Below are 13,584 nucleotides of genomic sequence, written 5' to 3' on the forward strand. Positions count from 1 at the left end.
CTCAGGACAAGATATTTGCAGGTAGTGTTCCATATTCAAAAGGGTTGTTTCACTAACAACAAAGATCTAGTTCAGTTAATTCATGACACTACCAAAAAATCCTGAAAATCCCGTAGATCCTTAAGATCCCGGTTCTGACAATGGGTAGAAGGATTGCTCTTTAGCAACTGCCATCTTTTGCCCTTCCACCTCAATTCCTAAAACCCCGACTACTATCATCAAAATATTCCCCTCAAACCTATTATATTAGCAAACGAACAATTAATCTTAGCAAAACAACAATTATGGCTGAATTTAAATATCAAAAACCATTTCCTATCCTAAAGGATGAGACCCCTTACGAGAAAATCAGCAGTGATTTTGTAAGTACAATCGAAGTAGACGGACAAAAAGTACTGAAAGTAGATCCAGAGGGATTGACACTTTTAGCCAAAAGAGCATTGGAGGATGTTTCTTTCTATCTTCGTCCGACACACTTAAAAAAGTTGGCCAACATCCTGGAAGATCCGGAAGCAACAGATAATGACCGATTCGTAGCCTATACCTTATTGCAGAATGCGACCACTGCAGCAGAAGGACAACTACCTAGCTGTCAGGATACTGGTACAGCAATCGTTATGGGTAAAAAAGGAGAACGTGTATGGACTGGAGGCAATGATGCGGAAGCTCTATCCAAAGGAATTTATGACACTTATCAGGAGCGTAACCTACGTTACTCTCAAATGGTGCCTTTGACGATGTTCGAGGAGAAAAACAGTGGAACAAACCTTCCGGCACAGATCGACATCTATGCAGAAGGCAAAGATAGTTATGAGTTCTTGTTCCTGGCAAAAGGTGGAGGATCTGCCAACAAGACATACCTTTACCAAATGACCAAGTCATTACTAAATGAAAAGAATCTAACAGAATTTATCCAAAATAAGATTGGTGACCTGGGTACGGCCGCTTGCCCCCCTTATCACCTGGCATTGGTGATTGGTGGAACATCTGCTGAGGCTAACTTGGCTGCTGTAAAAAAAGCATCCGCAGGATATTATGACAACCTTCCAACAGAAGGAAATGAAGGCGGACAAGCATTCCGTGACCTGGAATGGGAAGCAAAGGTGCAGGAGATCTGTCAGAAAAGTTTGATTGGTGCACAGTTTGGTGGTAAGTATTTTACACACGACGTACGTGTGATCCGTCTGCCTCGTCATGCTGCTTCTTGTCCGGTAGGGATGGGTGTTAGCTGTAGTGCTGACCGTAACATAAAGGGTAAAATCACTTCAGAAGGTATCTTCCTGGAGCAACTGGAGAAAAACCCTCGCCAGTTCCTTCCAGCACAAGCACCTCACTTGGAGAAACCCGTAGAGATCAACCTGAACCAGCCAATGGATGAGGTATTGAAGGAGCTAAGCAAGCACCCTATCAAAACGAGATTGAGCTTGAACGGCACCTTGATTGTGGCGAGAGACGTAGCACATGCCCGCATCAAAGAAATGTTGGACAATGGAGAGCCTATGCCGGAGTACTTCAAGAACCACCCGGTATATTACGCAGGCCCTGCAAAAACACCAGAGGGAATGCCTTCAGGTAGTTTCGGACCTACAACAGCAGGACGTATGGACCCTTATGTAGATGAGTTCCAAAGCCACCGTGGCTCTATGGTTATGCTGGCCAAAGGTAACCGTTCTCAGCAAGTAACGGATGCTTGTGCCAAGCACGGAGGATTCTACCTGGGCTCTATCGGTGGACCGGCAGCTATCCTGGCGCACGATAACATCAAGTCTGTTGAAGTAGTTGACTTCGAGGAACTAGGAATGGAGGCTGTTCGCAAGATCGAAGTAGAGAACTTCCCTGCCTTTATTATCTGTGATGATAAGGGGCATGACTTCTTTGCAGAGTTGAAATAATTAAGAATGAAGAATGAAGAATTATGAATAGTACTATTTATCATTCTTCATTCTTCACTTTTCATTCTTAATTACTTACAATATTCCCCACATTCTCCTGTTATTATTTACAAAGTCTACTATAATAAAACGATAACTTTACAAGCAATGAGAAAACTATTTACAGTTTTACTGTGCCTTACTTTTGCTTTTGGAGCGGTATCTACCTCTGTGTATGCACAAGAGAAAATGAGCCGTAAAGAGCGTAAGAAGTGGAAGAAAATGAAAAAGGGCATGTCCCCGGAGCAGTTTCAAGCACTAACAGCAGAGAAAAACACTTTGCAACAAGAAGCTTCGGCGCTTCATCAACAAGTAAAAACACAAGAGGAAACCATTACACAACTAAAAGCACAAGTTAGCGAGAAAGACTCTCAGATCGGTAAGCTACGTAACGAGATGGCTGAACTGAAAGAAGGTCAAGGAGACAACTTCGCTAAGGGCGTTGTATACAAAGTACAGATCGGTGCCTTCAAAAACCGTAACCTGAGCAAGTTTCAAGACAAGGGTAATTTCTGGACTGAAGATCAGGATGGCCTGAAAAAATATACGATTGCTAACTTCCGTGACTACGAAGAGGCTGATCAATTCAAGAAATACATTCGTGCGATGGGTGTAAAAGACGCTTGGATTGTCGCTTATGAAGACAATATCAGGACTGATATTCAGGGAGCACTTCGCTCTCAAGGAATGGATCCGGAGGCGATTGAGCAAAAGAAAAGAACAAGACCATAATTGTTGAGGCAGCTTGCGCTGCTGGTTGAATCGTTGAATTTCACCTTCGGTGAGTTGATTCGAGTTGAACTGTTGATTGATTCTAATCAAATATTGAACTCGATTGTAATCGAGTCATTAAACAAATCAACTCGAATCAAGACGCCATGTAATGGAGCGAAGCTCAATTCAACGGTTCAACTAAAAAAAATCATATTTTTTGAACTTTTTTCACACAAGGGTTTGCATATTAAAAATCTCTGCTTACCTTTGCAACGCTTTACAGCAAAACGGCCTCGTAGCTCAACTGAATAGAGCATCAGATTACGGCTTTGAAGGTTCCAGGTTTGAATCCTGGCGAGGTCACTACCTTTAAATAAAAGGTAATAAGTTATAGGTAAGAGATTAAAAATTTTCACCTATAAATCAAACAGATAAGAATAATTAAAAAATCTTATTTGGAAAGTGCTGTAAATATCACATATATTTGCTGCCATAAGCAAATGGCCTCGTAGCTCAACTGAATAGAGCATCAGATTACGGCTTTGAAGGTTCCAGGTTTGAATCCTGGCGAGGTCACTTCACAAGGACCCTTGATTATTCAAGGGTCCTTTTTTTGTTGAATCGTTGAATTGCTCCTTCGGAGAGTTGAATTGAGCTTCGCTCGTTGATTTGAGTTGAATTGTTGATTGAACTCAATAAACAATTCAACTCAAATCAAGGCGCCATGCAATGGATTCAACTCAATACAAAGTATTGAAATTCAAGACGCCGTGTAACGGATTCAACAATGATAGAGACTATCCATCAATGGGACCAGGAGCTTTTCCTGTGGTTCAACAGCATGCACACTTCTGCAAGTGATCAGTTTTTCTGGGTAATCACCAACAGCAAAACGTGGATTCCTTTATACCTACTCCTTGCCTTTCTGGTCATCAGACAATATGGTTGGAAGAATGGTCTGATCATTCTGGCAGGGACTGGTGCTGCCGTAGGTTTGGCAGACTATATAGCCTCCGGAATTCTGAAGCCCTGGCTGGAACGCCCCCGTCCTTCCCATGCCGAAGAACTAAAAGGACTTGTACACTTGGTGAATGGCTATCGGGGAGGGAAGTATGGATTGGTATCTTCTCATGCCTCTACGACCATGGCTGTTGCAACCTCTCTTTACCTTTACACCCATAAGCACTTTAAATGGGTAACACTTCTATTTCCATGGGCTATATTGATTGCCTACAGCCGTATTGCGATCGGTGTACACTATCCGGGGGATATATTAGGAGGTATGCTGATAGGAATACTGTGTAGCTGGAGTATATTTGTTTTAACTAGCACAATAAAAGACCACTTTAGGAAATAGTGCATGTAGAAAGCGTAGTGCAAGCCCGCTGCAGGTCTTAGGCTGGAGCCTAAGACCAGTGCATAGATTTTACAGTGCTGCGTTTTCTCAACAGCCCGAAGGGCTACTCAACGGAGCGAAGCTCCACTCAACCAGCGGCGCAAGCCGCCTCAACTGTCTGTTATTTATTGATAATTAAAAATTAATCATTGAAAATTAATAACTGATAATTGAAAATTGGCTTTCTATTAATAATTGACGTAATATTGCGCCCCATAATAGAGAACTGAATCTAAGTCAATTACCATCTGTTCATTCTATCAACATGGCTGATAAAATCCTTATTTACGATTTCGGATCTCAATATACACAGCTTATCGCCCGCAGGGTCAGAGAGTTGAATGTATATTGTGAGATCTATCCTTATAATCACACACCTCGCATCGACCACTCTGAGTACAAGGGGGTAATCCTTTCTGGAAGCCCGCATTCTGTATTGGAAGATGAAGCTCCAAACTTTGACGTTAGCGATATCCGTGGAAAAATGCCTCTATTGGCTGTTTGTTATGGAGCGCAAATGCTTGCTCACCAAAACGGTGGTAAGATCGCCCGTTCAGAGGTAAGAGAGTATGGACGTGCGAAGTTGAGCTACATCAACCACACAAGTCCATTGCTAAAAGGTATTCCTGAGGACTCTCAAGTGTGGATGTCACATGGAGACACTATCTTGGAATTGCCAGAGAACTTCACGGTTATTGCAAGTACTCCTAGTGTGAAAGTTGCCGCTTACCGTATCGAAGGCGAGCCTACTTTTGGTTTGCAATACCACCCAGAGGTAACACACTCTACGGATGGCAAAATGATGCTTCAAGACTTCGTGGTAGGTATCTGTGGATGTTCACAGGACTGGACTCCTGAGTCTTTTGTTGAATCTACCGTTGCTGAGCTTAAAGCTAAGATCGGAGATGACAAGGTAATCCTTGGATTGTCTGGTGGAGTTGATTCATCTGTGGCTGCAGTATTGCTACACAAAGCAATCGGACCAAACCTTCACTGTATCTTCGTAGATAATGGCTTGTTGCGTAAGAATGAGTTCGAAGATGTTTTGGAATCTTACCAAGGCATGGGCTTGAACGTGAAAGGTGTTAATGCTAAAGAATTATTCTACGATGCCCTTAAAGGCATTAAAGATCCTGAGGCGAAGCGTAAAGCGATTGGTAAAGTATTCGTTGACGTATTCGATGAGGAGTCTAAGAAAGTAGAAAACGCAAAATGGTTGGGTCAGGGTACTATCTACCCAGATGTAATCGAGTCTGTTTCTGTAAAAGGCCCTTCTGCAACCATCAAATCTCACCACAACGTAGGTGGTCTTCCTGACTACATGAAACTAAAAGTGGTAGAGCCTCTAAATACCCTTTTCAAGGATGAGGTTAGAGCTGTAGGACATACGTTGGAAATTGATGATGCGATCTTGCAACGTCACCCATTCCCAGGACCAGGACTAGGTATCCGTATCCTTGGAGATGTAGATGCTGAAAAAGTAAGAATCCTTCAGGAAGTAGACCATATCTTTATCTCTTCATTGAAAGAGTCAGGCCTATACAAAGATGTATGGCAAGCAGGAGCAATCCTTCTTCCAGTACAATCCGTAGGTGTGATGGGCGATGAGAGAACGTATGAGCAAGTCGTCTCTCTTAGAGCTGTAACTAGTTTGGACGGTATGACTGCAGACTGGGTACACCTTCCATACGAGTTCCTTGCTGATGTAAGTAACAATATCATCAACCGTGTCAAAGGGGTAAACAGAGTAGTGTATGACATTAGCTCTAAGCCTCCTGCAACGATTGAGTGGGAATAAATTTTAGTGATTAGTTGTTAGTGACTAGTGATTGGTGGTCAGTAATTCTTGAATGGGTAACCCTTTAGGAGTGACTGGCCACTTTTTTGTTTAGAGTGAGCAGTGAGCAGTGAGCAGTGAGCAGTGAGCAGTGAGCAAATTCTACCCATCAATCCGTATTGACAAAGGTAAATTGACTATCTTTAAGCCAAATTAATTTTGAGAATAGCATTACCCTAGATATTTACTTTACACCTAGTCAAAATGATAAAGCATTTTTTTTTGATCTTCCTGTCAGTAAGCTGCCTTGGCATCCTTAACACTTACGGACAATCCGCTAAAGTTATCCGAAACAAATATGAATATGCCCGTCAGCTCATAAAGCAACAAAAGTATGTTGCTGCTGAAGTGGTATTGGAGGATTTACTTAAGAACAACGATAAAAACCTAATCAAGCCAAACACGCTTTACCTGCATGCTGTTGCGGCTTATCACAACAAAGAAGTTTCCAAAGCTACCTTAAGCCTGGAAACCATTCTTCAAAAACATAATAAATGGGAAAAGGCTAATGACGCTCGTTTTTTCCTGGCTACTATTGCTTCTGAAGAACAAGCATATACCCGAATTTGTGAGCTACTTTCTCCTGTAGCAGAAGGGGAACTTACCCCTGAGATGCATTTACTCTATGAAACAGCTCTTCAACACCTGAGCGCGGAAGAGTTAGTCGCATTACAAGAAAAATTTCCTAAAAATAAGCTCCTAGGTAAAAGCGCCCTTCATGCTGTACTCCTATCTCCTGAGGATGTCATGAGTAAAACAGCCATGGAAAAACTGATCAAACAATACGGAGGAAATGAGCAGGCGATCTATGAGGATTATCTTAACTCTGGAAGAAAAAGCAGCTATAATGTTGCGGTCTTCTTCCCATTCTTCCAAGAAAAAACAGATCCCCAAAATCTGCGTATCAGCAATGAGTTTGTTTATGACATCTATAAAGGGATGTTGCTGGCAGAAAAGCAGTTATTAAAAGAAGGGATAGAAATCAACCTTCTGCCTTTTGACACCCAGCGCGATACCAGTATCGTAAAAGAGATCTTGGAAAATCCAGATATGAAAGGGGTAGACCTTATCGTTGGGCCTTTGTATGGGGAAACACTTGGTATGGTCAAAAACTATAGCAACAAGACCCAAACCCCTATGGTGAATCCTATCTCCATGAACTCTTTGGTTTTTAAAGATGCTGATTATTCTTTTCTGCTATCCTCAAGCTACGAAACCTTGGGTGAAAAATTAGCTTCATATCACCACGCACAACGAGACACCGCCAAAGCTTATATCATTTATGGGGCTTCTAGTCGTGAAAAAGCCATGGCCAAGACCTACCTGGACACTTACGACTCTTTAGGAGACACTGTAGCGGTTTATTCAGAATATGATTACGCCAACAGAGGATTTATTACAGCACAAGAAGACCTTAGAGCACTTGAAATGGACGATAGTACTGGCGTAGCATTGGATAGTACCTCTGCACATGTATTTATCAGTCTTACCAGAGAAGCTCCTTCCAGAACTGCCTTAGGAGCACTTCAGTCTCTGAATGCTAAAGCACCTGTTTATGTTCCTGACACGTGGTTGGAGTATAATCAATTAGGATATGATTTACTGGAAAGTGGAGAGGTGAACATTGTGGCTCCTAACTATACCAAAGAAAACAGCCGTAATGCCCGTATGTTTGAAGAAGAATTTCTAGACACCTACTTCGACACACCCGACAAATACGCCTATCAAGGGTTTGAAACGGTCTACTTCTTTGGAAAAATGCTTCAAGAGCATGGAAAGAAATTTTACCTGAAACTCAGCAGCCTTCCTCCTCAAGAAGGCTATCTATACCCTCAACACGATTACCGTAACAGTCAGGATAACCAGTACATTCCAATTGTTAGATTTATTGATGGGCAACTGGAAGTCATTACTATCGCAGAAGGCGAAGACATAGATGTTGAGGAAGAAGAGAAATAGGGAGTTTTTAATTTTCAATTATTAATTTTCAATTATTGTAGTGGAGGGGCGCGATAATTAAGGTGGAATAATTAACCGACAGTTGAGGCGGCTTACGCCGCTGGTTGAGTGGCACTGTGTGCCGTTGAGTAGCCCTCCGGGCTGTTGAGATTTTACAGTACTGCTATTTCTCAACAGCCCGGAGGGCTACTCAACGGAGCGAAGCTCTACTCAACGGCACGCAGTGTCACTCAACAAAGCCATTTAGTAGTATGACGGTTATTTATTCAAACTTAATAATCGCGCCCTTACCTTTTACCGACGGGGGCGACCACGTGGGGTCGCCCCTACTTTTACCTATTACCTTTTACCTATTACCTTATAATGCTATATCAGGATAAAGTGATTGATCCGCAGCTCGTCGAACAGGTATTACAAGATGATGAGCTTTACCAGTATCTTAGAACATTCGTCACACCGAATAAGAAAGCTCTTTTTGAAGAGGTTCTTTCTCACCGTACAAGACACCTCACGGTATTACTGGAAGACCTATACCTTCCTCAAAATGCCAGTGCTGTGTTGCGTTCTGCCGATTGTTTTGGTGTACAGGACGTCCATATCGTAGAGATAAATCATAAATATAAAATTAATCCAAAAGTGGTTAGGGGTGCCTCTAAATGGATCGACAGACATCATTATACTGATACCTCTACTGCCATTCAGAGCTTAAAGGATAAAGGCTATAAAGTAGCTGCGACTACTCCTCATACCGATATGGAACTGGATGACCTTCCACTGGATAACAAAGTTGCTCTAATGTTTGGGCAGGAACGTAATGGGCTTACGGATACCGCATTGGAAGAAGCTGACTATCGCATTAAGATTCCTATGTACGGGTTTACAGAAAGTTTTAATATCTCTGTCAGTGCTGCTATATGCTTCAATCATATTATTACTAAATTAAGGCATCGCCCGGATATTGACTGGAAAATGTCTGAGGAAGAAAGAAAAGAATTAGAGACGATCTGGGTACTAAAAAACATCAAAAGGTCCGATGTTTACCTTCGAGAATATATTAAGAGAGGTCAAAATAAATAGCAATTCAACATACCAACCATGAAAAAAGAGCTAAGAATTATCTTTATGGGTACACCAGAATTTGCGGTACCTTCATTAGAGAAGCTTGTTGAGAATAACTATAACGTTGTCGCAGTGATTACGGCTCCGGATAAACCTGCCGGAAGAGGAAGAAAGATTCAAATATCTCCAGTAAAGGAATGTGCCTTGCGCCATGATATTCCTATCCTACAGCCCACAAATCTAAAGTCAGACGAATTTCTAGAAGAACTACGCTCCTACAACGCTAACTTACAAGTGGTCGTGGCTTTCCGTATGTTGCCAGAAAAAGTATGGGATATGCCGGAGATTGGTACGTTCAACCTTCACGGGTCACTGCTTCCTAAATATAGAGGGGCTGCTCCTATTAACTGGGCGATTATCAATGGTGAAAAGGAAACAGGGGTAACTACCTTCTTCTTAAAACATGAGATTGACACCGGTGATATTATCCTTCAAGACTCAGAACCTATTCATGAAAGTGATAATGTTGGAGATGTCTATACACGCTTGATGCTTAAGGGGGCTAATCTAGTCGTTAAGACCGTACAACGTATTGAAGAAGGAGACTATACCCTACAGCCACAAACAGGAGAGGCTATCCCTGCCCCTAAGATCTTTAAGGAGACTTGTGAGATCAACTTTGACCAACCTACTGACAAGGTATATGATTTCATTAGAGGGTTAAGTCCTTACCCAGCTGCCTGGACTTCTGTAGAAGGAACTACTTACAAAGTATATGATACCGAAAAAGTCATGGAAGACCCTGCCACTGCAGAAGGAAAAGCTTACCTTACAGATAACAAAACCTATTTCTGGTTTACCACCCAAGACGGCTTTATCAGTGTAAAGGAATGGCAAATGCAAGGGAAAAAGCGCATGAAAATTGAGGACTTCCTTAGAGGAAAGCAGTTTTAAGGTAAGAGGTAAAAAGTAAAAGGTGTGTTTTTTTCCTTTACTTTTTATCTTTTACCTATTACTTTTTACCTTTTTAAAGTAATATATGGAACAAATAAAGTTGGAATGTCTAAATCAAGAGTTACTGCCGGAAGTTGCTCAGAAAATCATTGATTTTGGATACGATCGAGCTGTTTGGACGTTTGAAGGCACTTTAGGCGCCGGAAAAACGACATTAATAAAAACGATCTGTGAAGCATTAGAAGTTATTGACTTGGTCAATAGCCCTACCTTCAGTATTGTCAATGAATATAGTACTGAAGATGATGCCACGATCTATCATTTTGATTTTTACCGATTAAATGATGAAGAAGAAGCCATGGATATAGGATATGAGGAGTATGTAACCTCCGGAGCCTTATGTCTAATGGAATGGCCTTCCAAGATTCCTAATCTGATTCCTGATGAACATCTTGCTATCAATATTGATATCACAGGAACAGATAGCCGAAGCATCACGGTAATCAAGAAGTAAAAGGTAGGTGTGCGACCAATCGCACACCTACCTTTTACCTATGACTTTATACCCGAACTAAACACTCAAATTATCATGGGCGATCAAGAAAAAGAGGGCTTCAAAAAAGCCGCTGAGGAAGTATATCAATATCACCCTCAGGAAATGATGGTCAAAAGCCCCAACAGAGGCAAAGACCCTATTGCCATTGGCTTACCCAAAGAATCCTGCTCTGATGAGAAACGGATTATGCTTAGGCCTGAAGCGGTAGCCATATTGGTCAATAATGGTTATGACGTACTACTGGAAAGCGGTGCGGGTCTACCGGCCAATTTAACTGATAAAGAATACAGTGATGCAGGTGCTAAAGTCGTATACAGCCCTGAAGATGCTTTTGGTACAGATATTATACTGAGGGTATCTCCGCCTTCATTGGAAGAAATTAAGCATATTAAGCGACAAAAAACGGTCATTTCCGCACTATACACCAAAGAGCTATCCAAAGAATATATACAAGCAGTCACACAACGAAAGCTTGTTTGTTTAGCTTTTGAGCTACTAGAGGATAAAGTAGGAGGCCTGCCTGTTGTGCGTGCCATGAGTGAGATTGCTGGTAGTACGGTGATGCTGATTGCTGCTGAGTACCTTAGTAGTTTCAATGAGGGTCGAGGAATAATTTTAGGTGGCATCACCGGTGTTCCTCCTTCCAAAGTGGTTATTCTGGGAGCTGGAACTGTAGCTGAATACGCTGCCCGCACCAGTATGGGTATGGGAGCCGAAGTTAAGATCTTCGATAATCATATTTATCGTCTCCGAAGATTGAAGAATATACTGGGGAACCCTCAGCTATATACTTCCGTGATTGACAACGGCAAACTAGCAGAGGCATTAGCAGAAGCAGATGTAGTTATTGGAGCAGTACACACCAACCGAGGACGTACACCAACCTTTGTGACCGAGGAGATGGTCTCTTATATGAAACCCAACTCTATTATTATTGATGTGAGTATTGATCAAGGAGGATGCTTTGAAACTTCTGAACCTACCACCTTACATCAACCTACCTTTCACCGTCACGGTGTTATTCATTATTGTGTCCCTAATATTCCTTCAAGAGTTGCTAGGACTGCCTCTACAGCCTTGAGCAATATCTTTGCTCCTATGTTGACAAAACTGATCGAAAAAGGCGGTACGGATCAGATGATTCGTTACTACCCTGGCTTCACGAAAGGGGTTTATGCTTATAAAGGTGGTGTCACAAATAAATTTATTGCAGAGAAATATGATATGCCTTGTATGAATCTGGAGTTGATTTTGGCGGCAAGAATATAAGTAGTAAGCAGTGAACAGTGAGATTGGTGCTTTAGGTGTATCATTGCGAGCGCTGTGGTATTAATTTTTAATTTTCAATTATTCACTGCCCATTGTTCACTGTTCACTGTTCACTGTTCACTGCAAACGGTTATTTGATAATTATCCTTTCTGTCTCTATGCGGTCTCCATCCGCTCTTTTGATCATATAGATCCCCTTCTCTAAGCTCTCCAAGGAAACTTGCTGAATATTATATCCCTCCAACGAAATCGTTGCGACCACTTTCCCGGAAAGATCTAGCACTTCAACTGGAATAGCCTTATTAACAGTTGCTGGAAACTTCAGGTTAAATACTCCATTGGAAGGATTAGGATAGGTCGTGAAACGGGCTTCTGCCGCTTCATAATCCAAGTATAAGGATTGTTCTTGTACACAAGAATTAGGATAAATGATTTCTACCCACACTTCTCCGACAGGTACTCCTGTTACTTTTGTGCCTTCTGCAAATTGGCTTCCGTTGTCATAAATCCATAAGTACTGATTTTCTTCACTGCCTAGTATTTCTAGCTCACCATCAGCAGCATCTATACTTGATGGTTTCTTTACCTTGATTTCTAAGTCAGCGTAATTACAGCTATAGTTGGCCACTAAGATTTCTTCCGCATATGAACAACCATTATAATCAACTACCGTAACCTGATAGACTCCTTGTGACAGGTTGTCAATAAACTCCCCTTCAGCTTCATAACCATTCGGTCCTTTCCAATAGTATTGATAAGGCCCTGTACCTCCTATTGCCTTTACATAAATATCGCCTTTATCTCTGTATCCATCCATGATATTTCCTGTAGTGATTTCAGTCAGAAATATATCCACCTTGTCACATAGATTCTCTTCGGCCGCTTCTCCTTGATAAATGTAGTAACTAAAACTATTTTCACAGCCGTTGGCATCTTCTATATAAAGGTAGTACTGTCCTTTCTTTAACCCGCTCGCTTGACTCTTACTGCTAGATTCTTCTGTGGTGTAATAATCATCTGGCCCCATCCATGTCACTTGATAGGGTGCTTCACCTCCATTAATTTCAACATGAATAAATCCATCCTTTGCTCCAGCTTTTGTTTCATCTGAGTGTTTTACTCTTACGGTCATATCACAAGCAACCTCTTCCTCTACTCCTTCATCTACAGCTGTTCTCATGTAATAAGTGAAGTAGGCTACACACCCTCTTTCGTCTGTTACTTTTACCGTGTAGCGACCTGCGGTCATTTCGGTAGCATCTTTCTCATAAGAAGTGTACCCATTGGGTCCTGTCCACTCATACATCATACTTCCCATACCTCCTTCAACCGTAATCTCAATCATTCCATCGTATGCATCTCTTGAGGATTCCTCTATAAACTTAGGATAGGACTTCATTCGTATATCCTCACAAGTTGTTGGTTCTTCTGGCTGGGTCGGTTCTTGAGGATTTTTGGGGATTGTAGGCTCATCTGGTTTGGTAGGAGGAGTCTCCTCTTTTTCTTCTACACCAATGGTTGGAAAACATACGCCATCAACAAATTGATTGTCATATACGCGTACATCATAAAACTGCGGAGGTAGGTTCTTAATCGTCATCTCTCCAGCTTCTTCCTTGTCGAATTCTTCATAATAGCTCCCATTTTCATTGAAGACGACAATACGGTAAGGTCCTCCAGCTCCTCCTCCATAAGAAAAGCTGATTACACCATCCATACTACTCTCCGAGGAGGCCGCTTTTACTTCACAGGATACATAGGGCACTTCATAATCTTGATAGTCTTGAGCCAATACATGGGTTACACTTCCTACCATCAAAAATGTGAATAGGTAGGCAATTAGGGTTAAAGGTCTAATTTCCATCAGTTACAGTTGGGGTTAATAAGTATACTTTCAATTATATGGCGT

Annotated in this window: 10 protein-coding genes and 2 tRNA genes; 11 read left to right on the plus strand and 1 reads right to left on the minus strand. The window is 41.7% G+C overall.

Annotated features, from left to right (window positions below):
* The first annotated feature begins 284 nt into the window (after positions 1 to 284).
* The 11 genes from ABD985_RS09425 (at position 285) to ABD985_RS09475 (ending at position 11,675) form a co-directional block, all read left to right on the plus strand.
* Entirely contained in the window at positions 285 to 1,892 is a 1,608-nt protein-coding gene (locus ABD985_RS09425) for a fumarate hydratase (protein WP_345371196.1), read from the plus strand.
* Between the two features lie 147 nt (positions 1,893 to 2,039).
* Positions 2,040 to 2,663, plus strand: coding sequence for an SPOR domain-containing protein (locus ABD985_RS09430; RefSeq protein ID WP_345371198.1), 624 nt, complete (start codon positions 2,040 to 2,042; stop codon positions 2,661 to 2,663).
* A gap of 271 nt (positions 2,664 to 2,934) precedes the next feature.
* A tRNA-Arg gene (locus ABD985_RS09435) sits at positions 2,935 to 3,008 on the plus strand.
* 139 nt (positions 3,009 to 3,147) lie between these two features.
* Positions 3,148 to 3,221: transfer RNA gene (locus ABD985_RS09440), tRNA-Arg, on the plus strand.
* Positions 3,222 to 3,432: 211 nt separating this feature from the next.
* Positions 3,433 to 4,002, plus strand: coding sequence for a phosphatase PAP2 family protein (locus tag ABD985_RS09445; protein WP_345371200.1), 570 nt, complete (start codon positions 3,433 to 3,435; stop codon positions 4,000 to 4,002).
* A 304-nt stretch (positions 4,003 to 4,306) separates the two neighbouring features.
* A complete protein-coding gene (gene guaA, locus ABD985_RS09450) occupies positions 4,307 to 5,839 on the plus strand; it encodes a glutamine-hydrolyzing GMP synthase (protein ID WP_345371202.1) in 1,533 nt (510 codons plus the stop codon).
* A 243-nt stretch (positions 5,840 to 6,082) separates the two neighbouring features.
* Positions 6,083 to 7,837 carry an ABC transporter substrate-binding protein gene (locus ABD985_RS09455; RefSeq protein ID WP_345371204.1) on the plus strand — a complete coding sequence of 585 codons (1,755 nt, stop codon included), beginning with the start codon at positions 6,083 to 6,085 and terminating at the stop codon, positions 7,835 to 7,837.
* Between the two features lie 363 nt (positions 7,838 to 8,200).
* Positions 8,201 to 8,914, plus strand: coding sequence for a TrmH family RNA methyltransferase (locus ABD985_RS09460; protein WP_345371206.1), 714 nt, complete (start codon positions 8,201 to 8,203; stop codon positions 8,912 to 8,914).
* An 18-nt stretch (positions 8,915 to 8,932) separates the two neighbouring features.
* Entirely contained in the window at positions 8,933 to 9,850 is a 918-nt protein-coding gene (fmt, locus tag ABD985_RS09465) for a methionyl-tRNA formyltransferase (protein ID WP_345371208.1), read from the plus strand.
* 85 nt (positions 9,851 to 9,935) lie between these two features.
* Positions 9,936 to 10,364 (plus strand): tRNA (adenosine(37)-N6)-threonylcarbamoyltransferase complex ATPase subunit type 1 TsaE, encoded by a 429-nt coding sequence (gene tsaE / locus ABD985_RS09470; RefSeq protein ID WP_345371210.1) that lies wholly within the window; start codon positions 9,936 to 9,938, stop codon positions 10,362 to 10,364.
* 75 nt (positions 10,365 to 10,439) lie between these two features.
* On the plus strand, positions 10,440 to 11,675 hold the full coding sequence (locus tag ABD985_RS09475) for an alanine dehydrogenase (RefSeq protein WP_345371211.1): 1,236 nt from the start codon (positions 10,440 to 10,442) through the stop codon (positions 11,673 to 11,675).
* A 130-nt stretch (positions 11,676 to 11,805) separates the two neighbouring features.
* On the opposite strand, the gene ABD985_RS09480 is transcribed toward ABD985_RS09475, so the two are convergent.
* Entirely contained in the window at positions 11,806 to 13,539 is a 1,734-nt protein-coding gene (locus ABD985_RS09480) for a T9SS type A sorting domain-containing protein (protein WP_345371213.1), read from the minus strand.
* Between the last annotated feature and the right edge of the window lie 45 nt (positions 13,540 to 13,584).

It is taken from the genome of Algivirga pacifica, assembly GCF_039543525.1.
GTDB classification, from domain to species: domain Bacteria; phylum Bacteroidota; class Bacteroidia; order Cytophagales; family Flammeovirgaceae; genus Algivirga; species Algivirga pacifica.